Source organism: Haematospirillum sp. H4485 (assembly GCF_012102745.1).
GTDB lineage: Bacteria > Pseudomonadota > Alphaproteobacteria > Rhodospirillales > Rhodospirillaceae > Haematospirillum.
Map to the genome: position 1 here is coordinate 81284 of NZ_JAAVSY010000004.1, position 24523 is coordinate 105806.

At 55.8% G+C, this 24523-nt stretch carries 28 protein-coding genes and 1 tRNA gene; 3 read left to right on the plus strand and 26 right to left on the minus strand.

Features of this window, described 5'->3' with window-relative positions; genetic code table 11:
- Positions 1-6: 6 nt before the first annotated feature.
- From HEQ61_RS04795 to HEQ61_RS04825, 7 genes are all read right to left on the minus strand, one after another.
- Positions 7-576, minus strand: a complete 570-nt coding sequence (locus HEQ61_RS04795; RefSeq protein ID WP_066132118.1) for a response regulator — start codon at positions 574-576, stop codon at positions 7-9.
- Positions 577-892: 316 nt separating this feature from the next.
- Positions 893-1309, minus strand: coding sequence for a hypothetical protein (locus HEQ61_RS04800; protein WP_168019927.1), 417 nt, complete (start codon positions 1307-1309; stop codon positions 893-895).
- Between the two features lie 180 nt (positions 1310-1489).
- Entirely contained in the window at positions 1490-1891 is a 402-nt protein-coding gene (locus HEQ61_RS04805; protein ID WP_168019928.1) for a rhodanese-like domain-containing protein, read from the minus strand.
- Positions 1892-2500, minus strand: coding sequence for a 2-hydroxychromene-2-carboxylate isomerase (locus HEQ61_RS04810; RefSeq protein WP_168019929.1), 609 nt, complete (start codon positions 2498-2500; stop codon positions 1892-1894). It abuts the gene before it with no gap.
- Complete coding sequence (locus HEQ61_RS04815; protein ID WP_168019930.1) at positions 2500-3645, minus strand: acyl-CoA dehydrogenase family protein; 1146 nt, start codon at positions 3643-3645, stop codon at positions 2500-2502. Before HEQ61_RS04815 ends, HEQ61_RS04810 begins: the two co-directional genes overlap by 1 nt.
- A gap of 38 nt (positions 3646-3683) precedes the next feature.
- A complete protein-coding gene (locus tag HEQ61_RS04820; protein WP_168019931.1) occupies positions 3684-4316 on the minus strand; it encodes a carbonic anhydrase in 633 nt (210 codons plus the stop codon).
- Between the two features lie 156 nt (positions 4317-4472).
- Positions 4473-5669: an acetyl-CoA C-acyltransferase gene (locus HEQ61_RS04825; RefSeq protein ID WP_168019932.1), complete on the minus strand. Its 1197-nt coding sequence runs from the start codon at positions 5667-5669 to the stop codon at positions 4473-4475.
- A 311-nt stretch (positions 5670-5980) separates the two neighbouring features.
- Here HEQ61_RS04825 and HEQ61_RS04830 point away from each other — a divergent pair, with 311 nt between their 5' ends.
- Complete coding sequence (locus HEQ61_RS04830; protein WP_168019934.1) at positions 5981-7357, plus strand: hypothetical protein; 1377 nt, start codon at positions 5981-5983, stop codon at positions 7355-7357.
- Here the strand turns inward: HEQ61_RS04830 and HEQ61_RS04835 are convergent.
- Both HEQ61_RS04835 and HEQ61_RS04840 read right to left on the minus strand, forming a co-directional pair.
- On the minus strand, positions 7354-7740 hold the full coding sequence (locus HEQ61_RS04835) for a VOC family protein (RefSeq protein ID WP_168019936.1): 387 nt from the start codon (positions 7738-7740) through the stop codon (positions 7354-7356). The genes HEQ61_RS04830 and HEQ61_RS04835 overlap by 4 nt on opposite strands.
- A 100-nt stretch (positions 7741-7840) precedes the next feature.
- Positions 7841-7927 (minus strand) — tRNA-Leu (locus HEQ61_RS04840).
- A 140-nt stretch (positions 7928-8067) separates the two neighbouring features.
- Between HEQ61_RS04840 and lipB the strand changes: the two genes are divergently transcribed.
- Positions 8068-8760, plus strand: a complete 693-nt coding sequence (gene lipB, locus HEQ61_RS04845; RefSeq protein ID WP_168019937.1) for a lipoyl(octanoyl) transferase LipB — start codon at positions 8068-8070, stop codon at positions 8758-8760.
- 64 nt (positions 8761-8824) lie between these two features.
- Here the strand turns inward: lipB and HEQ61_RS04850 are convergent, their stop codons facing one another.
- The gene (locus HEQ61_RS04850; protein ID WP_066132140.1) at positions 8825-9094 is read right to left on the minus strand and encodes a hypothetical protein; all 270 of its coding nucleotides are present in this window, start codon (positions 9092-9094) and stop codon (positions 8825-8827) included.
- Between the two features lie 159 nt (positions 9095-9253).
- Positions 9254-10306 (minus strand): aspartate-semialdehyde dehydrogenase, encoded by a 1053-nt coding sequence (locus tag HEQ61_RS04855; RefSeq protein ID WP_168019938.1) that lies wholly within the window; start codon positions 10304-10306, stop codon positions 9254-9256.
- A 172-nt stretch (positions 10307-10478) separates the two neighbouring features.
- Here HEQ61_RS04855 and HEQ61_RS04860 point away from each other — a divergent pair, with 172 nt between their 5' ends.
- Positions 10479-11039 (plus strand): septation protein A, encoded by a 561-nt coding sequence (locus HEQ61_RS04860; protein WP_168019939.1) that lies wholly within the window; start codon positions 10479-10481, stop codon positions 11037-11039.
- Position 11040: 1 nt separating this feature from the next.
- Here the strand turns inward: HEQ61_RS04860 and HEQ61_RS04865 are convergent, their stop codons facing one another.
- The 15 genes from HEQ61_RS04865 to rpmD all read right to left on the minus strand — a co-directional run bounded on the left by HEQ61_RS04865 (position 11041) and on the right by rpmD (position 24520).
- A complete protein-coding gene (locus HEQ61_RS04865; protein ID WP_168019940.1) occupies positions 11041-11751 on the minus strand; it encodes an ATP12 family chaperone protein in 711 nt (236 codons plus the stop codon).
- Between the two features lie 46 nt (positions 11752-11797).
- Positions 11798-13948, minus strand: a complete 2151-nt coding sequence (locus HEQ61_RS04870; protein WP_168019942.1) for an AsmA family protein — start codon at positions 13946-13948, stop codon at positions 11798-11800.
- Complete coding sequence (locus HEQ61_RS04875) at positions 13948-14631, minus strand: HAD-IA family hydrolase (RefSeq protein WP_168019945.1); 684 nt, start codon at positions 14629-14631, stop codon at positions 13948-13950. Before HEQ61_RS04875 ends, HEQ61_RS04870 begins: the two co-directional genes overlap by 1 nt.
- The gene (locus HEQ61_RS04880) at positions 14628-15647 is read right to left on the minus strand and encodes an RluA family pseudouridine synthase (RefSeq protein ID WP_168019948.1); all 1020 of its coding nucleotides are present in this window, start codon (positions 15645-15647) and stop codon (positions 14628-14630) included. Before HEQ61_RS04880 ends, HEQ61_RS04875 begins: the two co-directional genes overlap by 4 nt.
- Positions 15644-16027 (minus strand): fluoride efflux transporter CrcB, encoded by a 384-nt coding sequence (gene crcB, locus HEQ61_RS04885; RefSeq protein ID WP_168019950.1) that lies wholly within the window; start codon positions 16025-16027, stop codon positions 15644-15646. The genes HEQ61_RS04880 and crcB overlap by 4 nt, the downstream gene beginning before the upstream one ends.
- On the minus strand, positions 16024-17328 hold the full coding sequence (locus HEQ61_RS04890; protein WP_168019952.1) for a replication-associated recombination protein A: 1305 nt from the start codon (positions 17326-17328) through the stop codon (positions 16024-16026). The genes crcB and HEQ61_RS04890 overlap by 4 nt, the downstream gene beginning before the upstream one ends.
- Position 17329: 1 nt before the next feature.
- Complete coding sequence (locus HEQ61_RS04895; protein ID WP_322099197.1) at positions 17330-18739, minus strand: Do family serine endopeptidase; 1410 nt, start codon at positions 18737-18739, stop codon at positions 17330-17332.
- A 149-nt stretch (positions 18740-18888) separates the two neighbouring features.
- Positions 18889-19314 carry a 50S ribosomal protein L17 gene (gene rplQ, locus HEQ61_RS04900; protein ID WP_066132168.1) on the minus strand — a complete coding sequence of 142 codons (426 nt, stop codon included), beginning with the start codon at positions 19312-19314 and terminating at the stop codon, positions 18889-18891.
- Positions 19315-19496: 182 nt separating this feature from the next.
- Complete coding sequence (locus HEQ61_RS04905; RefSeq protein ID WP_066132171.1) at positions 19497-20513, minus strand: DNA-directed RNA polymerase subunit alpha; 1017 nt, start codon at positions 20511-20513, stop codon at positions 19497-19499.
- A 180-nt stretch (positions 20514-20693) separates the two neighbouring features.
- On the minus strand, positions 20694-21086 hold the full coding sequence (rpsK, locus tag HEQ61_RS04910) for a 30S ribosomal protein S11 (RefSeq protein WP_168019955.1): 393 nt from the start codon (positions 21084-21086) through the stop codon (positions 20694-20696).
- A 24-nt stretch (positions 21087-21110) separates the two neighbouring features.
- Complete coding sequence (gene rpsM / locus HEQ61_RS04915) at positions 21111-21479, minus strand: 30S ribosomal protein S13 (protein ID WP_168019956.1); 369 nt, start codon at positions 21477-21479, stop codon at positions 21111-21113.
- A 154-nt stretch (positions 21480-21633) separates the two neighbouring features.
- Positions 21634-22290: an adenylate kinase gene (locus HEQ61_RS04920; protein WP_168019957.1), complete on the minus strand. Its 657-nt coding sequence runs from the start codon at positions 22288-22290 to the stop codon at positions 21634-21636.
- Positions 22290-23633 (minus strand): preprotein translocase subunit SecY, encoded by a 1344-nt coding sequence (gene secY, locus HEQ61_RS04925; RefSeq protein WP_168019958.1) that lies wholly within the window; start codon positions 23631-23633, stop codon positions 22290-22292. Before secY ends, HEQ61_RS04920 begins: the two co-directional genes overlap by 1 nt.
- A 137-nt stretch (positions 23634-23770) precedes the next feature.
- Positions 23771-24256 (minus strand): 50S ribosomal protein L15, encoded by a 486-nt coding sequence (gene rplO, locus HEQ61_RS04930; RefSeq protein WP_168019959.1) that lies wholly within the window; start codon positions 24254-24256, stop codon positions 23771-23773.
- Between the two features lie 72 nt (positions 24257-24328).
- Positions 24329-24520, minus strand: a complete 192-nt coding sequence (gene rpmD, locus HEQ61_RS04935) for a 50S ribosomal protein L30 (RefSeq protein ID WP_415877249.1) — start codon at positions 24518-24520, stop codon at positions 24329-24331.
- Positions 24521-24523 lie beyond the last annotated feature (3 nt).

The following is a 24523-nucleotide window of genomic DNA, read 5'->3' on the forward strand; positions in this document are numbered from 1 at the left end:
AGTTTCTTATCCGCCCAGAAGAGCTTCAACCTCAGACTGGCTCAGGCCTCCATCCTCAACCTGATCCACAGCCTGCTTGATCGCTTCCTGGTTGACCTTGCGCCGCTCCGGTCCCTTCCAGTCAATCTGGCGGCGGCGCCGATCCGGGCCAAAGTAGAGACCCGCACGTACAAAGGGGCGCGGACGCTCGATAATCGACCGTATACGCGAATAAAGCCCCTTGGCCGAAATTGGCTTGGCCAAAAATTCGTGGATACCGGAATCACGGGCTTCAATCACCCGGTGCATTTCCGTATGCCCTGTCAGCATAATAATCGGGACAAACGGGTTTGGGCTGTCCTTGCCGGTCCGCACCAGACGCACAAAGTCCAGTCCGTCCAACGGGGACATATTCCAGTCGCAGATAATAACGTCGGCCGGAAAATGGCGCAATTCCTTGAAGGCATCGGCACCATCTGCGGCTTCGTGAACGTTCTTGGATCCAAGGGCATGCAGCAAGGTCTTGACCAACGCACGCATGTGCTTGTTGTCATCCACGACAAGGAAGTTGAGGCGATCCAGGTTATAACCGCTCATCCGCTACCCTTTCTGCCGCCTCGCCCCGCGTGGGGGATTCGGGGCTGCCATACTCCGGCGCCACCAGAAGATCCGGGCAGAATCAACCCTGGACCCACATAGTCTGGCCGATTATCAAAGAGACTGTATGTAAAGTCTATGTCATACCAACGGACCATGGCTGGCCAGACTACGCTTCACGGGCCAAATCCAGCCCAAAAAGCCCCCTGCACATCCGGCTCTCAGACACATAATCCGGCAACACGAGGAAACACAGGCCCATACCCCCCTTCAGGCCATAACACCCTGCTGTAGCAGGGATGCACTTGCACCCGACTCAAACATTATCCACAGAGCCCAAGGCCGCAAACAATCGCGACACAATAGCCCGGCACTGGTCAAGAAGAACACGCGCAGAGGCTAATGCCGAACGAGCGGCGTCATCATCAGACTGAAAATCAAGAAAAAAACGGTGAGCCAACAGAGTATAGACCGGCTTCATGTCACGCAAAACAGCGCGATCATCATCCGTCAAGGCATCCCGGATGGCTTGGGCTGCCGCTCCAGAAGCCAGAATGCCGGTCAATGCATCCAAATCACTGTGAAAGCTGGGCGAATCAAAATCATCATGCACGCCCACGCTGGTTACCAGCACCGATAAATCACGTCCCAGACACTGGGAATCCCGCGCGAGACCGGCAAAGACGCATAACGTGCTATTTTCCCACACATTGCCCTTCGACTCGGCTGCCATGCTACACCCCTTCTTGCCCGTAACGGAGGAAACGCACTCCATCAGATACCCAGACGTAACCCCACAGCAACAGACGCCACCGTACCATCTGTATCGGCCCTGTTTCCAGTCTATTGCCTCAACCGGCCGCACCACTTTAACCGGCCTCGTAGAAACAGGCGAGACAGAAGCACCAGCGCCTTAGCCATCGGATATGGAAACAACCGCCCCCCCCCCCGCGTCACGCCAAGCCCGCAACCCCCCGCCCAGATGACAGACGGAAGATACCCCCATCTCCACCAAAGTCTGGCACGCAAGAGCGGAACGCCATGCCGAGGCACAGTAAAGAACCAGCCTACGCCCCTCTCCAAAGACACTACGAAAGTACGGGCTGTCAGGATCAACCCAGAACTCCAACAATCCACGGGGCGCATGAAACGACCCCGGTATCACACCATCACGGGCCAGCTCACGGATATCACGGACATCAACAAACAAAACGCCCGGATCAGCGTGCAGAGCCAGTGCATCTGGCACGGAAACTGTCTCGATACGGGCATATGCCTCATCAAGAAGCTGACGAAATCCACGAGCCAGAACCATTTACCATCCCCCGCTTTGCAGCCACTCCTCCACCATCCACAAACGATCGGCCCCCCAAAACATTTCTCCGTCCACAACGGTCACAGGGGCACCAAAAATCTTGCGCCGGACAGCTTCGTCATTAATGTTCTTAAGTCGTTCCTTGATCATTGGCTCTTCCAGGGCTTCATCCAGAACAGCACGATCCAGCCCGATCTTTGATGCAGCATCCAGCGCCACATCCTTCTCGGCAATATTGTGACCACGGGAAAAGAAGGCATCAAAGACAGAACCAACAAAATCAGCTGTTTTTTCTGGTTTGTAGCGTTCAACCCAGTAAAAGATCCGGGCCGGGATCAATGTGGAAACCGGGAACGGATCCGGCCAGACAAAGTCCATTTCATAAAGACGAGCAAAGCGCGGAACATCGCGCCCCATGTATTCTTTCTTGAACGGATTATCCACGTTTGGCTTGGCCCCGGTTTCTTTGAACACTGCACCCAGAAGGAATGGCCGCCAAACAACAGAACGACCGTGTTCATCCGCAATTTCCTCGATCTGGGCTGATGCCAGATAGGCATAGGGACTGGAAAAATCAAACCAGAATTCAACAGGCTTTTTACTGGACATCACGCACTACACTCCTGAGCGATGGCCCGGGCGATGACCATACGCTGGACATCGCTGGTTCCTTCATAGATCTGGCAAACCCTGACATCCCTGTATATGCGCTCCACTTCGCAGTCCCGCATATACCCATACCCGCCAAACATTTGCAGCGCTGCTGAACATACACGCTCTGCCATCTCCGATGCAAAAAGCTTGGCCATGCTGGCTTCGGTCAAAGCAGAACGACCACTGTCACGACACGCGGCAGCCTCAGATACCATAAGACGGGCGGCAGCGATCTGCGTTTTCATGTCCGCCAAACGAAAAGCCAGCGCCTGATGCTCTATCAGGGGGCGACCAAAGGTTTCTCTTTGGCAAGCATAATCACGGGCTAATTCAAACGCCGCCCGAGCCATACCCACTGCCTGGGCTGCTATGCCGATACGGCCACCTTCCAGATTGGACAAGGCAATGCGATATCCATCCCCAAGCTGTCCCAACATCAAGGTACCGGGAAGACGTATGTTATCAAGAGCAATCTGGCAAGTATCAGAGGCATGCAGCCCCAGCTTTTCCTCGACCCTGAGCACCTGCCAGCCCGGCAGGGATGTGGGCACAATAAAAGCAGAGATTCCCTTCTTTCCCGCGTCGGGATCTGTCACGGCAAAAACAATGGCAACATCGGCATTGCGCCCTGACGTTACGAACATCTTGGAGCCATTCAGGACCCAGGCATCACCATCCGCAACCGCACGGGTCCTCAAGGCAGAGGCATCCGATCCAGCTTGAGGTTCGGTCAGACAAAAGGCGCCAAGCATCTGTCCCTGTGCCAAAGGACGAAGGAACGTGCTCTGCTGAGACTCAGTTCCGTAAAGAAGAAGTGGCATGCAAGCCACCGAGTTGTGCACACTCATAATCGTTGAGACAGCACCACAGCCGGCAGCAATTTCCTCAACCGCCAAGGCATACGACTGATAATCCATGCCGGCACCGCCCCATTCCGGAGGGACGAGCATCCCCATAAAACCAAGCTCGCCCATCCTGGCCAGAACAGAGCGGGGAACCGCATGCTCCCGGTCCCAACGGGCTGCATGCGGGCGAAGCTCCGCACAGGCAAAGGCGCGGGCCATGTCACGCACCATGGCCTGCTGATCATCAAAAGGCATCCCTGTTCCCCCCTGTTTATCCACCCCTGGCCACAGGCCTAGACCATCTGCACGAACGTGTCACTCTCTTGATCAAGTTGCCACAGGATGCCTTCACGCATGTCAAACCACCAGCCGTGCAGAGCAATCTTGCCTGCATTCTCGGCATCGCGGACAAACGGGAATGTCCTCAGGTTGGACAACGACCTGCGCAAGGAACTCTGGCTGACCGGATCAGGGTCATCATCCTCATGCCCGGCACAATCACCCATCAGCGAGATCCAGGGATTGATAAACGGGCGATCCATCTTCTGCCCCTGACGGGCGGCAACCAAGGCCCGCATACCACCACAGCCGGAGTGGGCCAGCACAATCACATCGGCAACCTTCAGGTCACGCACAGCATATTCTATTGCCGCCGAGGTGCCATGGTAGGCCCCATCCTGCTCACACGGGGGGACCAGGGCGGCCACGTTACGCACGACGAACAGCTCACCCGGCTCGGCATTGGTCAGGATAGCCGGATCAACACGGCTGTCGGAACAGGCAATCAGGAGCACCTCCGGCTGCTGGGCACCCTCGACAAGAGATACTGCCCTCTCCGGCCTTTGCTCGTAATAGGTCGAGCGAAAAGCCCGAAAGCCCGCTACCATCCTGTCAATCGTCCTGATTTTTTCCATTGTTCCTGTCATTTCATAAGCTCCTGTGTGTCACCCAGTTGCAACAGCACCCGGCCAAGCCTCTGCCCGGAAGCAACGGACGCCACATTGGTGCACATACGTAATGCAATCAAGACTGTTTTTGTACTCTTTCATAACAAAGCCCGGCGGGCGCCGAGTGTCACGGATTCACACAGCCAATTCAAGCGCCAAGGCCGTTGCCTCTCCACCACCGATACAAAGGCTTGCAACACCACGCTTCAAGGCGTTCCGACGCAAGGCCTGCAGCAAGGTCACTACAATGCGCGCCCCGGATGCCCCGATCGGGTGCCCCAGGGCACAGGCTCCCCCATGAATGTTCACAGCATCATGTGGCAGCCCAAGGTCGTGGATTGCTACCATGGTTACCACGGCAAATGCCTCATTGATTTCCCACAGATCAACGTCCCGCTTCGACCATCCCGCTTTGCCAAGAACTCTCTGGATAGCGCCAACCGGAGCCGTGGTAAACTGTGGCGGCTCCCGCGCTTCTGTGGCCTGCGCTACCAGCGTGGCCACAGGAGAAAGCCCACGCCGTTCCGCTTCTGACAAGCGCATCATCACCAAAGCAGCAGCGCCATCGGAAATGGAAGATGCATTGGCTGCCGTTATCGTACCATCAGGGCGAAATGCCGGCTTCAGAGTGGGTATTTTCTCCGGCCGCGCCAAGGTAGGCGGCTCATCAACAGTAACCTGGGCCTCACCATTCCCGGCAGGCACGGCTACAGGAGCAATTTCGGTAGCGGTTGCGCCACTGCGGGCTGCGGCAAGGGCACGCTCCAGACTGCCCAAGGCAAAAGCATCCTGCTGTTGGCGGGAGAAACCATAGGCGGCTACTGTATCTTCAGCAAAAGCACCCATCAGTCGCCCACGATCGTAGGCATCCTCCAGCCCATCCAGGAACATGTGGTCCAGCACCCTCCCATGCCCCATTCTCAGTCCTGATCGGGCATTCTCAAGCAAATAGGGGGCATTGCTCATGCTTTCCATGCCACCGGCCACAACGACCGAAGCCGAACCAGCCACCAGCATGTCATGGGCCATCATCGCGGCACGCATTCCGGAACCGCACATTTTGTTAACAGTCGTCGCCGCGACGCGATCCGGAAAACCGGCCCCCCGTAAAGCCTGACGAGCCGGAGCCTGCCCAAGCCCGGCAGACAGGACACACCCCATCACCACTTCATCGACGTCAGCGACATCAACCCCCGAACGTTCGACAGCCGCACGGACAGCAACACTGCCCAGCGCCGGACAGGACAGGGAAGACAAACATCCCCGAAACCCCCCTGTCGGGGTACGCGCAGCCCCCACGATGACAACCGGGTCATCCCCCCTTCTGATCATATATCCCCCGTTACACCATGGTCGCAACACCCGACTCGCCCGGACCAGAATCGCTATTTACAAACATAACGCCCCTTGTATGAACACCCCGGGTCAAAACGCCCGATACGCTAAGTTTCCATACGGCCAACGTCAACTAAAGAATGTAAAACTTGGAATAAATCAATCTCTGCAATAATGAAATAGTTAAGAAATTGCTGGCGTTTTTCGTCTTTCAGACACACACATACCACCATAACACACCATCTATTGACCGTGGTTCCCCTTCGGAGCCAGCATGATGGTCAACAACGGGCGGCGCAGGATCTGGAATGTCGGATGTCAGAGCTCAACTGGAAACCCCCCTTCTGATCATCGGCGACGGCGAAGGTGATGGCCCTGTCCTGTCCTTGGTCCCTCCCCCGTTCAAAGGAATCCTTCGCAATACGTTCAATAAAATGGAGGGACAGCGTCAGGACCGCCTGATGCGGGTTGTCGGCGAGATCTACCCCATCCTGCAACGTATAGAGGCCAAGGCATTACCAGAGGGTGAGCGACGCTTGGCCGGGGTATCGCTCACTGCGGCCATGCGCAAGGACGAATGCATTGAAAGAGCACTGCGTATCTTTGTTTCGGCTTGGAATTCCAATGTGTTCCGGCTGATTGACACAACAGGAAAGCAGGTAACTCCGGACAAGGGACGCTCGTTCATGGGTGCCTGTGGGCTGACCATTGAACAAGCCCAGATGTATTTCATCGACCGGGCTGTAAAATCGATCTTCCGCAAAAACCCCAAGGCATTGAAACGACTGGTTGGTGTCATTCGCTCACCGGAAGCCCTGCCCCGTCTGCGTGTTCTGTCCCAATTCCAGCAACTGGCCATGACCGAGCTTATCCAAGGATTCGGAACATCAATTGGGCAAGCCCTGGTCGAAATAGACCCTGATGTGCTCTATGCCATGGCAACCCTGAAGGCTTATCACCTGCGGGCCTTGCGACAGGTCCTGCGCTCGGGCTTCAAAAACATCGCAGCTTGGCAGCCCGACACAATCCGCGCCATCGGCGTACACTTCACATGCGTTGAGCAGATCCGCGATATTGGTGAGGCTTTTGGATCCATCACAGACCCCAAGGCAATTACCGTCTTGGGAAAGTGGGAAATACGGGACATCACCGACAAGGTTAACGAAGAGCGCGCCAGCCGCGGAGAACCCAAGGTATCCGGGCACAAGTTCGAGACAGACTTGGGCCTTGCAGATAAAATCTTCGGATCATGGTTTACGGCCATGCTGGGCATGCCGCCAGATATCCTGGAAGGGCTTGGAAACGTGGTCAAGGACATCCGGACCACGGACAAGGTAGACCGCAAGGATAAAATCGACCGCATTCAGCTGTTCTGTGACCGCTACTTGGAAATGCTGCCTCTGGATATCTTGCGGGCACTGGGGATTGTGGGCAAGACACCATCCACCTTCGGGGAAGCCCTGTATATTTGTGAGGGCCTGTTTACCAAGCCCGGCTTGGGCCGTAAGTTCTTTGAAGGCCCCCTGCAAACGCCGGAAGGCATCAAGGCCCTGACAGCCCTCAAGGAACAGGTGGGCGATATGCGCAAAAACGGCTCGATCAAGAGTGAGGCCGAGATCCAGCAGCTGATCCAGAATTCAGACATGTTGGACGGCCCCGTCGCCCAGTACATCACATTCCGCTAAGTTGATGCGCCAGAAGAAGGCGCAATAACACCAAGCAACGCACCAGCCGCATCCTTCAGGATGGCCAGACACCCGACACCCGGCATATCGAACGGACCAACCGCTATGGAACCGCCGGACTGACGCGCCATCGCCATACAAAGATCCACATCAGGAACAGCAATATAGCTAAGCCAGAGATCACCAGCGCCAGCCGGGCGCCCTGCGGTACCGGCCTGACAGAACCCGCAAACCGGTGTGTCATCCGCGTCAAAGGCCAACCAGTAATGCCCGTCCGGTGTTGGTATTTCCGAGAAGGACCAATTAAAAACAGACCCATAGAAATCACGCGCAGCTTCCACATCTGCAGTAATCAGTTCGGTCCAGTACACATGTCCATGCATGATCAATCTCCGGCCTCCCTGGACCTGGGCCCTAGGCTCACAGGGACAATACCAAAATAAAAACCCGTCACCACAGGCGACGGGTTTCTCATTTTTACAATGGTGCGGTCGAGAAGACTCGAACTTCCACGACCTTTCGGCCACAGCGACCTCAACGCTGCGCGTCTACCAATTCCGCCACGACCGCACTGTTGTAAAAACGATCTTCACAAAACTGTCCAACCCTTTGCGGCACAGCACTGTTTCTACACAGCCCCTTGCCATCAGGGAGCCAGTGGAATAGCACTTCACCTTCCTGCAATCAAGCACGATTTTACGAGGATCCCTATGTTTTCACCCGCCCCTGAATGGTGGCTGTCCGACACCCCCGTTCCCTACCCCGATGCTGTTGCCACCATGGAAAAGCGGGGCAACGCCATATCAACCGGCCATGCCGAAGAGTTGGTATGGCTCTTGGAACACCCCCCGCTCTATACAGCAGGTACCAGCGCGCGGGCGGAGGAGCTTCTACGTCCCGACGCATTCCCTGTTTATGAGACCGGGCGCGGCGGGCACTATACCTATCACGGGCCTGGACAGCGGGTTGGATACGTCATGCTGGATCTGAAGCAACGCACACAGGACATCCGCTGCTACGTACATGCCTTGGAGGAATGGCTGATCCAGGCCTTGCGCACCCTGGACATCAACGGGGAGCGGCGGACGGACCGGGTTGGAATATGGATTAACCGGGGGAATGGCCGCGAAGACAAGATCGCGGCCATTGGTGTACGGGTCAAACGCTGGGTCACCCTACACGGCTTTGCCCTGAACATTGCCCCTGATCTTACGCACTTCCAGGGCATTATTCCCTGCGGCATCAGCAGCCATGGCGTTACAAGCCTACAGGATCTGGGCGTGTCCATCTCGATCAAAGACATGGATACGCTGTTACAAAAAACCTTTGAGACGGTTTTCGGCGCACAGGCCACTGGCCCGATGCAAAAACGTCCGTCTGTATCCCCGAAAACACAGGCATGATCATACAAAAACCGGGGCCTGCAACAGCAGAACCCCGGCTTGCACTCTGTTCAAGACTGAATATTCACTCGTACTCTATGATGGCAATCTCGCCAGACAGGGCCGCATCATAAGGCGCACGCAGGTCATTGTCGGGAGCTTCATCAATTTCCCCGACCTGCTCGATCTCCACATCTTCGAAACCATCTTCTTCCAGAGCATCAACGGCATGCTCAACAGCTTGGTCCGGATCGTCAGCCGTCAACATTACGCTGATGGCAACAGGATCACTGCCTTCATCTGCTGTATCAGGACGGGCTTGCCCGACAACAACATAAACCACATTCTGAGCCATGCTCTCGTTCTCCAGTTCTTTTCAAGGCCAGTTCTCGCGGGGAATGCCAGACAGATCCCGGATATCCGCGGGGCAATGGCCAGCCCGTCGTTACCCGACACCGATACCGCCTTTTTCCGAAAGACACCAGCCCAAACCGCCTTCAGGCTGCTCCTGCTTTCATGCCCAAGCCTTTGGCTGCAAGGCATCGCCGCGCTGACGAACCAGCTCTTCTGCAATTTGCACGGCGTTCAGGGCGGCTCCCTTCAGCAGCTGATCCCCGCACAAAAAGAACTCCAGCCCATGAGAACCAAAAGCCAGGCTCTGCCGGATACGCCCAACCTCCACATCATAACGGCCCGATGCAGTCAGGGGCATGGGATACCGGCGTTCCCGGGGATCATCAACCACAACAACACCGGGAGCTGCCGCCATGACATCGCGGGCAACAACCGGATCAACGGGCTTCTCGGTCTCAACGACAACAGTCTCGGCATGGGCACGCATGGTTGGAATACGCACGGACGTACAGGAAACCGGCAAATCAGCCAGCCCGAGAATCTTGCGGGTTTCCCAGGTGACCTTCATCTCTTCGCGGGTATAACCGTTATCCTGGAAGGCATCGATATGCGGGATAAGGTTAAAAGGCAGGGGGTGAGCAAAAACAGAATGCCCGGCCTTGCCCGTATCCAGCCACGCGCGGGCCTGCTCTTCCAGCTCCGCCATACCTTCAGCGCCGGCACCAGATGCCGCCTGATACGTGGACACCATAACCCTTTTCAGGCCAAACACCTGATGCAAAGGCCACAGGGCAACCGACAGGATCGCCGTCGTACAGTTGGGATTGGCAATAATCTGCGAATCTATAACAGCCGATGGATTGATCTCCGGCACAACAAGCGGGGTCCCCTCGTCATACCGGAAGGCAGAGGAGTTATCGATCACCACAACCCCGCGAGCAGCCAGCCGTGGAGCATGTTGCTGCGCAAAATCGCCTGATACAGCCAGCAGGGCTATATCACACTCTGCAGCGGCATCGACTGAAAATGCCTCCACCGTCTTGGTGCCATAGGCCGTCTGGCACGTCTTGCCAGCAGAGCGGGCAGAGGCGAAAAGGCGCAGATCAGAGAGGGGAAAAGCACGGTCGGCCAGAACGCGCACCATCTCCTTCCCGACAGCCCCGGTTACACCGACAACAGCAACACGGGGACCAGCGGCAACATGGTGAGACATGAAAAAGAAGTCCTGTATATGAACCTTGGAACACGGTGGGATTTATATCAGGCGATACAGAAAAGGAGAACAGGAAACCCCTCACACAGGGAGTATTTGCCCAAAATGCCGCAATCTGGCATGGTACCGCCCTTAACCGGAAAACAGATACTGTACGGATACCATAGATGTCATGAATAAATGGCTTAAATTTACCCTGGAGATGGGCCCTTTACTGATCTTCTTTTTTGCCAACAGTCGGTTTGGACTGGTAACCGCCACAGCGGCCTTCATGGTGGCACTGATCGTGTCACTGGGAATCTTCTACCTCCATAGCAAGACCATCCCCCCCATGCTGCTGATCGGCGGAGGTTTTGTTGGTGTGCTGGGCGGGCTGACAATTGCCCTCGACAACGACATGTTTATCAAGTTGAAGCCAACCTTGTTCAGCCTTGGCATGGCAGCCGTTCTGGGCGGCGGGCTTCTTGGCGGGAAAATCTTCCTGCGCACCCTGCTCGACGGCAGCATCAAACTGACGGAACAGGGATGGAAACTGCTGAGCCTGCTGTGGATCAGCTACTTCGTCATGCTGGCAGGTCTGAATGAAGTTGTATGGCGGACCATGGATACCGATACTTGGGTCAGCTTCAAGGTCTTCGGGATCCTGCCCCTGACCCTTCTATTTGCCATTGCCCAAACGCCGGTACTCCTGCGCCATCAATGCACTGACCAGGAAGAGGCCGAGACATCATGAACTATTGCGTACCCAGCAAAGAAGCATAGACCTCCATCTGCACCAGATCCTGGCGCAAGGCCGCCCGGCGTTGTACAGCCTCGTCATCCTCCCCCCACAGGGATGACTGGTACAGCTCGTCAAGAAGGGAGGCATCAAACGCTGTCGCCGCATCAATGTGCCTACGCACAAGAGCCAAGGCAAGAATCAACGAGTTGCAACCCGATGCAACTCCATGGAAAACGGTCAGCATCTCGTTGGTCAGGCCCGTTATGGCCTGCCTCACCGCCGCGATATAGGCACTGTCCTGCTGCACCGGCATAAGCCCACGGGTCGTCAGGGGCTTTACCCCCAAGACATCCCCAGCCCAAGCCAGCAGCGGACCCCACGTCACGGCCTGTAGCTCAACCAAGTCAGCCGGATCTGCGGCATGATAAAAAAGGACATCACCGTGTACATGGTCCATCAGCCCTTCAATCAGGGCTGAACGTTGATCTTCCGTACGATCCACAGCCGCGCTGGCCAACCGGGTTATTGGCATGGCAGCAAAAGACAGACTGTCCCCCTGATCGTTCCATTCACGGGCAATGGCTTCGGCCAAGGCACGCGCCTGCACCTGCAACGGCCTGCCGGAGGCGACGTTGATAGACTTGCCGTCCAGCTCAACGCCGTATCCCGCATCACCATCACAACAAACGGTAGCATGCTTCCAGAAGCGCCGGGGCCGCTGCATCTGTTCCAAAATCAATGACCTACTTTCCACAATGTACGCACCACTTCTAGCGCAGAAGCCCTTTCAGCCCCTTCTTGATCGAGTCAACCGGGTTATCGGGTGCTGCCGGGGCCTGTTTGGACGGTTGTGCCCCATCAGAGGAAGAGGATTTACCTCCCTGCCCCAGGGCCGTCGCACACGGCGATGAATCAGCAGACGACGAACCCGCAGCATTCCCTCCCTGCAGAGCCCCCAACAGGCTCTTGCCTCCGCCACCGCCAGCCAGCGCACCGGCTATGGACAGGGCTGTCTTGGCCACACCAGCAGCATCAATACCAATGGATGGACTGGCCAATGTACCCTGCAAGCGCAGGAAATCTGCCAACGCCCCGGCGCCAACCCCGACACCTCCCTTGGCAGACGGACGAACCCCGACATCCAGAGCTTCCCGACCAAGGTCCACCTTGCCTGATGACACCACATTCATCTTGGCTGTTTCAAAGGCAATCTGCTTGTCCCAACCCAGTACACCATGGTTGGCCTGCACATTAATCACGCCGCACATCAGGTGAGTATTTGGCTCACGCTTGCCGACAGGATTCAGCTGCTCGGCCAACTGGTTGATGATGTCGGCACCAGCCCAGTCAATCAGGGCATTATTGATGCGCCCCTCCCCCATGCGGACCAGGATACGACCGTCCAGGGAAGCCATGAGGGCAGCAACCGAAGACCCATTGGCTTTTAGTGAAACCGTGGCATCGGAAGGCACGCCCGACAACAGGTCGGTTTTGCCGATCTGGCTGAATACACGCCCCAGAACCACCTTGTCTGCCTTGGCATCAAGCTTGAAATCTGCAGGCCCGGACGGAGCGGCAAGATGGATGTTGGCGGTAATAGCTCCATCACCCAAGCGCATGCTGGCCGGCGTCATGCCAAGTCGACCGTTGACCAACTCCCCCTTTGCCGCCACGGCTTCAAGCTCAACCGCATCAGGCATCACCAGGCGGGATACCTGAACATCAAAACGGGCATCAACAGCCTTCAGGCCGGAAAGATCAAGACGCTCTGCTGAAAAGACCTTGCCAGAATGTGAACCCGCCGTCCCCCCGGCGGAAACAGACCCCGTACCTGAGGTTGGCGCAGCCTTGCCTGTTGACTGTGATGAAGGCAGCAATGCCTTCAGGTCAAGAAGAGGGGACTGCAGGGCAACATCCACGCGAGGGCGAGCTCCTCCGGTCTCTATCCCCACGGTCCCCGTCACTTTTGATGAACCGGATGAGAGGACAAGGTCCGATACCTTCCAGGCTGTTCCACCACCGGAAACAGACGCGGCAAGATCCACAGCCGGAATTTTTGGAACATCCCCGACCAAAGGCTTCAGCTTTTCCAAGGATGATGCGCGGATATGCAGCTTCAACGCCAACCCGGCCCCGGACAACGGATCCTTGATGGCCCCATCGGCTGTAAAATCAATGCCCCCCAAATCACCTTTTACAGACAAGGGCCAAGGCTTCCCGTCACTATCCTTGCTCAACAAGGCTGCAACGGGACCAAGCCCACCAGCTACATCAAATCCAACAGCATTAAACGAACCACGAATATCAAGCGAAACCGGATCATGAGGGGACGAAGCCCCCAGACTGACACCTGCAAGCTCAAGAACCTTGGTCGCACCGGTCTTGCCATCCCGCCAAGTCAGGCGGCCATCCTTGATCAGAACCGACGCCAGGAAGGGTATGGGAGCCCCTGCCGAAGGGGCTGCATCAGGTGCGGGGGATCCAGACGGTGCCGATGCGGCGGGCTTCTTCTGCCCCTCGGGCTTGCCAACCGGGAATTCCCAGTTTCCAACCCCCTTGGCATTGGTTTCCAGAAGGATATCCGGCCGGATCAGCACCAGGCGCCCAACGCGGATATCACCGAACAGGGCCGGAATCAGTGCCAGTTCAGCCTCAACCCGTTCAACAGACACCATGTGAGGGCGCGATCCCCAAGACGCATTCGCAAAGCTGGCCTGGTTGACAACAATCGCCGGACTGAACCCCAAGGCAAGGTCAAGATTTCCGTCAAGAGTCAGACGACGGCCTGTCATGGCCTCAACCTGGGCGGCAACCACATCCTTGTACTTGTTAACGTCCAGCGTTGATAACACAACGGCCACACTAATAACCGCCACCACAACAAGAGCCACAAGGCTCTTCAACACCGTTGAAATACGCATTATTCTTGTCCCCTGCCCAACACACGCCCGATCAATGCCGGCAAGACAGCCGGCTCTTCTGCCACGGCCTCAGCACCAGCCTGCCACAACCCGGATATATCATGATTGCCCCATGCCACGCCAATGGCTGATACCCCGGCAGCGCGGGCCATCATCATATCAAAAGATGTATCACCAATCACAACCGTATTTTTCCGCTCTGCACCCGTCTGGCAAACAGCCCGTTCAACAAGAAAGGGACTGGGCTTTCCAGGCCCGTCATCCGCAGTACCAACCGTCACAAAATAATCCGCCAGACCGTAACGCTCCACAAACGCAAGAACACTGCGGCGTCCCATGCCCGTCACAAGCCCCATCAGGATCTCTTGCTTCCGCAAATCATCCAGCACGGACCGGATATGCGGGAACAGACGGTCATGGCCATCACCTTTCTCCCGCAACGCAGGAAAGATCCGACGGTACGCCACAGCCACACGCTGATGAACAGCAGCATCATAATCTGGCAAAACAAAGGCCACCATGTCCGCAAGAGGCAACCCCGTTCCACGGGCAACAAGGCTTGCAGACGGGCAGGCAATCCTCTCTTGCCGGCATGCCTCATGCATGGTTTCCAGAATCAGGAAACGGGAGTTCAGAAGTGTCCCGTCCACATCCCACAACACAAGACGTAGAGGCGTGGTCATTTTTTCTTGCGTGTCGTTTCCGGAAGCACCGCAAAAGGATCGGCAACGTCCTTCTCATCAAACCCGAAGGCCTCAAAGCTACTGGCCATATGCCTGGGCAGTGGGGCTTGTATCGTCAACTCCCCCCGTCCGGACGGATGCGGGATACGCAGTGCCCGCGCGTGCAGATGCAGCTTCCGCGATATACCTTCGCCCTGGATATGGGCCTCGGCCCCACCGTATTTCCCATCCCCCAGAATGGGTGTTCCCAGATAGGCACAGTGAACACGCAGCTGATGGGTCCGGCCGGTCAATGGCTCCAGATGCAGCCAAGTTACACAGCGCCCGGCCTTGTCCAGAACCGCAAACTCGGTACGAGCGGCCTGCCCCTCTTCCACATTGACTTCCATCTTCTCGACGCCGGCGACCGGAACCTTGGCAACCGGTGCCCGGATACTCCCCCGGGACGGATTGGGATACCCGACAACCAGCGCCCAGTAGATCTTGCGGGCAGCGCGGGAACGGAACGACGACGCCAAGGCAGACGCAGAGCGAGCGGAGCGGGCCAGCACCAGAATGCCAGAGGTATCCTTGTCCAGACGATGCACCAGACGAGGACGTTCCCGACTGTCAAAGCGCAGGACATCCAGCAGGGCATCAACATGCACCTTGGTATTTGTCCCCCCCTGCACCGCCAGACCGGGTGGCTTGTTGAGCACAAGGACATCATCATCACGATACAGGATGGATTCCAGGATCATCACCTCGTCATCAGGGCGAATGGCAGGTGCAGCACTGCGCGGCGGTATTGCATCGGCGTGGTCTGCCGGATCTGCCGGCAGGGGGGGAATTCTGACCACCTGCCCTGCTTCAAGCCGTTGCCCCGCCTTGGCACGGCGCCCGTCAACACGTACCTGACCCGTGCGCAACAACTTTTCCAGACGTCCCTGGGATACGGCCGGCCAACGGCGGCGGAACCAGCGATCCAGACGCACATCAGCTTCGTCTGCCGCAACAGGGATCAATTGAACACTCATGACATACTCCAGCGTACCAAGGCCATCCCCACAAACAGGGCTGCCGTTCCCACCACAACGGATCCAACCGCATAAACAGCAGCCAGACCGGCATGACGATCCATCAGCATCGCCAGATCCAGGGAAAACGTAGAGAAGGTTGTAAACCCGCCAAGAACGCCGACAAACAAAAAAACCTGCCAGAAAGCCGGTAATGACCATTTTCTGGCAACAATCTCGACCAGAATCCCCATAATCAGGGACCCGGCGACATTGACCACCAGAGTACCCCACGGAAAGCCCGATCCGGCCCACCGCCCAACACCCGCCATCACAGCATACCGCAGCACAGACCCCAAGGCTCCGCCAACCGCCACCGCCACAACAGCCCACACGCTCATGGCTTGCCTTTCATCGCGACACGACGGGCCCGCAATCGGCCCCAGTAATCCAGACGGCGGCGTATTTCTCTCTCGAATCCACGCTCGGGAGGGTTATAGAACGGCACCCGCTCCATACCGTCGGGAAAATAGTCCTGCCCGGAGAATCCATCCGGTTGATCATGATCATAGGCATACCCCGCCCCATACCCCAACGTCTTCATCAAGGCAGTTGGGGCATTGAGAATATGGGGCGGAGGCATCAGCGACCCTGTCTGCCGGGCCGCCTTGCGGGCCGCCTTCCAAGCCACATAAGCCGCATTGGATTTCGGGGCTGTCCCCAGATACAGGACAAGCTGCGCCAAGGCTAGCTCCCCTTCCGGAGATCCCAGCCGATCAAACGCATCCCACGCCGCAATCGCCTGGTCCAGGGCTGCTGGGTCGGCCAAGCCGATATCTTCCACAGCAAACCGGACAAGCCGGCGCAGAATATAAGCGGGGTCCTCTCCCCCCTCGATCATACGGGCACACCAGTAAAGGGCCGCATCCGGGTCCGATCCCCGAAGAGACTTATGCAAGGCGGAAATCAGGTTATAGTGCCCCTCTCGATCCTTGTCATAAACGGGGGCACGCTTCTGAAGCAGGCGAACCAGATCCTCTGTCCCCAGGAAGACACCGGTTGCGCTTCCAAAAACCTCTTCGGCCATCACCAACATATAGCGCCCGTCACCATCGGCCATCGCCCGCATTTGCTCACGCGCATCAGGTTCCAGGGGCAAGGGCCGGGCCATGATCTCTTCTGCGCGGGCCAGAAGCTGCTCCAGCGCATCATCGTCCAGACGCCTGAGAACAAGGACCCGCGCCCGCGACAGCAAAGCAGCATTCAGCTCGAAGCTGGGGTTCTCGGTAGTTGCCCCGACCAAGGTAATGGTTCCGTCCTCCACGTAGGGCAAAAAAGCATCCTGCTGTGCACGGTTGAAACGGTGGATCTCGTCCACGAACAACAAGGTGCCCCGGCCGACAGAACGCCGCTGCTTGGCAGCATCAAAAACCTTGCGCAAGTCAGCCACACCGGAAAAAACAGCTGACAGGGGCTCAAAATGAAGCTCCGTCTGTTCGGCCAGAAGCCGGGCAATCGTGGTTTTCCCACACCCCGGAGGCCCCCAGAGGATAACCGAGGACAGGCGCTGTGTCCGCAGCATGCGCCCCAAGGGCCCATCCTCTGCCAGAAGATGAGCCTGCCCTACCACATCCGAAAGCTGCTGGGGCCTGAGACGATCTGCGAGCGGACGTGGCGCAGCCTGTTCAAACAAACCGACCATGTCACCGTATCCGGAAGTTCATGACATTGCCGTCACGTAGAACGGTGATAAGCCACCCTCCCGGAGCGGGCTGCTCCAACAGGGAAACCGCGTCAGGCACCGCAGCCACTTTCTTGCTGTTGATGGACTGCAAAACATCACCCGGCTGTATGCCCAGACGGGCTGCATAGCCATTACGACGCACCGCTGTCACAACAACCTGCCCCGTAAAAACATCCCACCCGGTTTCCTCAGCCAAGGCCGGATTGGCATTTGCCAGACGGATACCATCCAAGGGATTGCGAGGACCCTTGATTTCCGTTTCCTGGCGCGGCGGGTTTTCCGGCGGTGGCTCCAAGGCAAAAGCAAGCTGAACCGGCTTACCCTTGCGAATGACGGACAGCTCCGCACGGCTCCCCAGCTCCAGACTGGCAATCTGATAACGCAGGGCCTGCCAATCCATCACATCATGACCGTTAACAGCGATAATCACATCGCCGCGCTTCAATCCAGCCCGCTCTGCCGGACTGTCAAGATCAACACGTGCCACCAGCACACCACCGGGACGATCCAAGCCCAAGGATTCAACAAGCTTCGAGTCAGCAACCTGTCCACCAGCACCAAGCCAAGGGCGAACAGCCTTTCCTGTCGCAAGAATACTTTTGACCGTCGTGTTCACCATATTGGAAGGAATAGCAAAACCCAGCCCCAGACTACCGCCATCACGGCTGTAGATAGCCGTGTTGACACCAGCCAGACGGCCATCTGTCGTAACCAGTGCTCCACCGGAATTACCGGGATTAATGGCAGCATCAGTCTGAATAAATGAACGGTAATCAGAAACACCGATATTGGTCCGCGCCAACGCGGAAATGATGCCACTGGTGACCGTTTGACCAACACCAAAAGGATTCCCGATCGCAATCACCAGATCGCCAACCTCCAGTGCGCCGGAATCAGCCAGCTCAAGAAAAGGAAGGGACTTCGGCCCATCCTTCAGTCTTAGAACCGCCAAATCCGTACGGGGATCCGCCCCGACCAGCTCTGCCTCGAACTCCCTGCGATCCGACAGGACAACCGTAATCTCGGCCGCGCCATCGATAACGTGGTTATTCGTAACGACAACCCCATCCGGACGCAGGATCACCCCCGACCCCAAAGAATTCTGAATCCTTTCACGGGGAATACCGAAGCCCGGAGCATCACCCAAAAAACGACGGAAGAAAGGATCCGCCATCAAAGGCAACGTCTCGCGGGTAACGATAACCTTTTTGGTATAAATGTTCACAACAGCCGGAGCGGTGCGCTTCACAACCGGAGCAAACGAAAGAGTCACCGTTTGACGAGAGGATGGAACCTCAGAATCTGCACCCGTAGCCGGCCAGACAGGGCCTATCAGCAAGCACAGCAATACCAGATTCAGAAAACGCACAACAACATCCTCACCAACACAACACAGCCTGCTTGTAACGTGGGACATCAAAACACGAAATACCAGCCCGGATTAACACCCAAGGCCAGAAAGCAGAAAGGGCAGCCTGATCAGACTGCCCTCCACAACAACACACGCGGCAGATTTGGTTATTCCTGCTCGGCAGCTGCCAGTTCTGCTGCAACACGGGCCTTGTCTTCAGCACCCTTGGCGGCAGGATCACGATCAACCAGCTCGATAATCGCCATAGGGGCACAGTCACCATAGCGGAAACCAGCCTTCAGGACGCGCGTATAGCCACCGGGCCGACCCTGATAACGCTCTGCCAGAACAGAAAACAACTTGCTGACCACTGTCTCGTCACCAATCTGAGCAATCGCCTGACGTCGGGCATGCAGGTCACCACGCTTGGCGAGCGTAATAAGCTTCTCGGCAATCGGGCGCAGATCCTTTGCCTTGGGCAAAGTAGTACGAATTTGCTCGTGCCGGATCAGAGCGGCAGCCATGTTGGCAAACATAGCCTTGCGGTGGGACGAGGTACGATTGAGTTTGCGGCCGGACATTCCGTGACGCATGGCTGTCTCCTTTCCAGTTTCTTGGCCCCGCTCACGGAGCCGATGAGAATTCTTGTTCCCGCCGCCAGTTTTAAATTTATGGAAGCGATGCAGAACAAGTACGGGGCATTATGCCCCCAAACCAAAAACAGCACCGGCCTGCTCAAGAGCACAGTTCTCTGTAAGCAGGCCGGATCCGGTGGTCAATAAGGGTCTTCAAGCTTCTTGGCAAGCTCTTCGATGTTCTCAGGCGGCCAGTTCGGCACTTCCATACCAAGATGCAGGGACATGTGCGCCAGCAGGTGCTTGATCTCATTCAAGGACTTGCGACCAAAGTTCGGAGTACGAAGCATCTCTGCTTCGGTCTTCTGAACCAGATCACCAATGTAGCAAATATTGTCGTTCTTCAGACAATTGAACGAACGAACACTCAATTCCAGCTCATCAACCTTCCTCAACAGATTACGGTTGAATGGCAGATCATCTTCCTTGTACGCCTCGGAAGCAGCCTGCGGCTCGTCGAAATTGATAAACAGAGCAAGTTGATCCTGGAGAATACGAGCCGCCAAAGCAACCGCATCTTCCGGCGTAACAGCACCATTGGTCTCCACGTTCATGACCAGCTTGTCGTAGTCCGTCACCTGACCAACACGCGCATTCTCAACGCGATAGGACACGCGACGAACCGGAGCAAAAATCGAATCAACGGGGATCAGACCTATAGGCGAGTCCTCGGAACGATTATTCGCGGCCGGCACGTAACCCTTGCCGGTATCAACGGTCAACTCCATGTTAAAGGAGGCATTGGTATCAAGATGACAAATCACCAAGTCGGGATTCAGCACCTCTACACCATGACCAGTTTCAATATTTCCGGCTGTCACAACACACGGACCCGTTGCCTTGAGGGTCATGCGCTTCGAACCTTCACCCTGCATTCTCAAGGCAAGAGCCTTGATATTCAGGATGATATCTGTGACATCTTCCCTGACACCGGGGACAGAGGAAAACTCGTGGAGAACGCCTTCAATCTGGATAGCGGTAACAGCCGCACCCTGGAGGGAAGACATCAAAACACGACGCAGGGCGTTACCCAAGGTCATGCCAAAGCCGCGCTCAAGCGGTTCTGCAACAACGGTTGCCGTGCACGCGGGATCGTCACCGGGCTCGACGTTGAGTTTTTGCGGTTTGATTAGTTCCTGCCAGTTTTTCTGGATCACGGATGCACCCTCTTGCTAACGGGGCCAGGCCAAACCGTGCTGACAATGACCGACCTTGAAATCAGCAGAGATACTGAAACAAGGGGCACCTCATCGCAACACGGCATTCGGTTCATCACACCAAAGCCGCCATGCCCCGGAACGATCCGGGGCGGCGGTCACACAAAACGAATCTGATAATCAGACCCTACGCCGCTTACGCGAGCGACAGCCATTGTGCGGTATAGGGGTAACATCACGAATGGAGGTAACAATAAACCCGGCTGAAACCAAGGCTCTCAGGGCGGACTCACGACCAGAGCCCGGTCCAGCAACCTCAACCTCCAGCGTCTTCATACCATGGTCCAGAGCCTTGCGACACGCATCTTCAGCGGCCACTTGTGCGGCATACGGCGTGGATTTGCGGGAGCCCTTGAAGCCCTGCATACCAGCAGAGGACCAAGAGATTGAATTCCCCTGCACGTCCGTTATGGTAATGATTGTATTGTTGAAGGTCGCATTCACGTGGGCAATTCCGGACGTGATGTTTTTGCGTTCGCGACGACGGGGACGCGCAGCAGCTGCCTTGGCCATTGCCGTATCTTGCCTTCTCTCTAATTACTTCTTCTTGCCGGCGATCGGCTTTGCCGGTCCCTTGCGGGTACGGGCATTGGTGTGGGTACGCTGACCACGAACAGGAAGCCCTTTACGATGGCGCAGACCGCGATAGCAGCCAAGATCCATCAGACGCTTGATGTTCATCGCAACTTCGCGACGCAGGTCACCTTCCACTTTATAGGCGCTGTCAATCAACTCGCGCAAACGAAGAACATCTTCATCTGACATTTGATTGACCCTGAGAGACGGTGCAAAGGACATCTTTTCGCAGATGTCTTTCGCATGCTTTGGACCAATGCCGTAAATATATGTCAGCGCGACTTCCACGCGCTTGTTGGTCGGAATGTTAACGCCAGCGATACGCGCCAAGGCCCGTACTCCTTAAATTTTCCAAACGACAAAGAATGCCGCCAATGTTTCTGTCCGCAGTCAGACTCGGAAGGAGCGCGATTATATTCACTGCTACCGGCAAGTCAACCATGCCCATGACACACAAGGCCAGAAACCTGACGCACACTCCACCTTACGAACCAAGCAAAGCTTCCAGCTCGCTTGTAACAACATCAATATCTCTTGCGCCATCAACGACATACAAGAGATTCCGCGCCCTATAATAGGGGATAAGGGGCGCTGTCTGCGCATGATAAGCAACCAAGCGCTTGCGAACCGTGTCTTCATTATCATCATCACGACGGGAAAACTTGGTACCCCCACACGAATCGCAAACCCCTGCCGCTTTGGGATTTTTGAAGGTATCATGATAACCGGCCCCACACGCATCGCAGGTAAAGCGACCAACAATCCGCTCAACGAGAAGATCATCGGGCACCTGCAACTCAATAGCAGCATCCAGCACAACACCCTTCTTGGCTATCAGCACATCAAGCGCCTGTGCTTGAGCAATATTGCGCGGAAAACCGTCCAGAATAAAGCCCTGACGAGCATCATCACAATCAAGGCGGTCATCAATAAGATTAATGACAATCTCATCTGAAACCAGATGGCCGCTATCCATCACTGCCTTTGCCTGCAAGCCTGTTGCACTCTTTGCAGCCACAGCCGCGCGAAGCATTTCGCCTGTTGAAAGCTGGACAATGCCGTAGCGTTCACGAAGCCTCTGCGCCTGAGTTCCTTTGCCCCCACCGGGAGGCCCCATAAGAATCAGTCTTTTTCCCGCCATCAGCCTCGCCGCCCTTTCAACTTCGACTTTCTGATAAGCCCTTCATATTGATGTGCCAAAAGATGAGACTGGACTTGCGTAACTGTATCCATAGTCACACTAACAACAATCAAAAGGCTGGTCCCACCAAAGTAAAACGGAACAGCCAAACGTGTAATCAGAATCTCGGGCAGAATGGAAATAAAGACAAGATAAAGTGCGCCGACAACCATCAGACGGGTCAACACATAATCCATATACTCAGCTGTATTCTTTCCCGGACGAATGCCCGGAATAAATCCACCGTGCTTCTTCAGATTATCTGCCGTTTCATGGGGGTTAAAAACAACAGCTGTGTAGAAGAAAGCAAAGAACGCAATCAGCGCAGCATATAGCAACATATAAATTGGTTGCCCATGACCAAGCCAACCAACCAATCCCTGAAGCCAGTCAGGTCCGCTGCCCGCATAAAAACTGGCCACAGTTGTCGGCAGCAATAGTATTGAGCTGGCAAAGATGGGCGGTATCACACCCGCAGTGTTAATCTTCAAGGGCAGGTGCGTGCTTTCACCGCCATACAAACGGTTGCCTACCTGACGCTTTGGATATTGTATCAGGATACGGCGTTGCGCTCGTTCCATAAACACAATAAAGGCAATAACGCCAACAGCCATCAGAAGAAGAACAAGAATCAACAACGGATGCAATGCCCCGGTGCGGCCCAGCTCCAGAGTCGCAACAAGAGCCTGCGGCAGATTTGCTACAATACCAGCAAAGATAATAAGCGAGATACCATTACCGACACCTCTTGCCGTTATCTGCTCTCCCAGCCACATGAGAAACATCGTTCCACCGACAAGGGTCACGACGGTTGTAAAACGGAAGAAAAGACCAGGATCAACAACAACAGCACCACCGCTACCAGTCATGGACTCCAGCCCAGCAGCGATTGCCCAAGCCTGGAACGCTGCAATCACAACAGTAAGGTAACGCGTGTACTGATTAATTTTCTTACGACCAGCCTCACCCTCCTTCTTCAGAGCGATCATTGACGGCGTCATTGTCGTCAGAAGCTGAAGAATGATCGAGGCTGAAATGTAGGGCATAATATTAAGAGCAAACAGAGTCATACGGCTGAGGGCACCACCAGCCAGCATGTCAAACATCCCAAGGATGCCACCCTGATTACGGGAAAAAACGTCCGCCAATGCGTGTGGGTCAATACCAGGCAAAGGAATATACGTGCCGAGACGATACACAATCAGCGCACCCAAGGTGAACCAAATGCGCTTTTTCAGCTCCGTAGCCTGGGCGAAAACGCCCCAGTTCATATTGGCAGCAAGTTGCTCGGCAGCAGAAGCCATGCGACGCTCCAGGTATCAAAAATGTACAACGGGGAGCCGCCTGACATTGGTGCTACTAAAGGCACCATCTGCCGACGCTCCCCGCAAGAGCAGACGATAACCTATCACAAGGTCAACGTCCTATCTTGATCGTGCGATCAGGTTGTCTCGCCTTCGATAACAGGGGCAGCCAACATCACAACCTTGCCACCCAGTTTCTCTACTGCGTCAACAGCAGAACGGGAAGCACCTGTAACTTCGATGGTTACCTTCGCACTGAAATCACCATGTCCCAGAAGACGAATACCATCGCGAACACGACGCACAACACCCGCAGAGACCAAGTTCTCGGCTGTAATAACAGCAGATATATCCAGCTTGCCTGCGTCAATCGCTGTCTGGAGACGTCCAAGATTCACAGCAACATAGTCCTTACGGAAGATATTGGTGAAACCACGCTTGGGAAGACGACGATAGATAGGCATTTGCCCACCCTCGAAGCCATTGATTGAAACGCCTGTGCGGGATTTCTGCCCCTTGACGCCACGACCGCCGGTTTTCCCCTTACCAGAACCTATACCACGACCAACGCGCATCCGCTTCTTGGTTGCACCTTCGTTATCGCGTAATTGATTTAACTTCATATTGAAGGATCCTGTCTTACTAACCCCGGAAACAAGCGAAGACCAAACGACCTTCGCTTGTTCCAAGTCGGCTTACGCCTCTACGACCTTCACGAGATGAGCCACCTTGGCAATCATCCCACGTACCGACGGTGTATCTTCCAATACCCGCGTGCGATTGATCTTGTTCAGACCAAGCCCAACCAGAGTTGCTCTCTGGTCAGCCCTGCGGCCGATCGGGCTTCCTGTCTGCATAACTGTCAGCGTCTTTTTCTGGGCCATCATTCC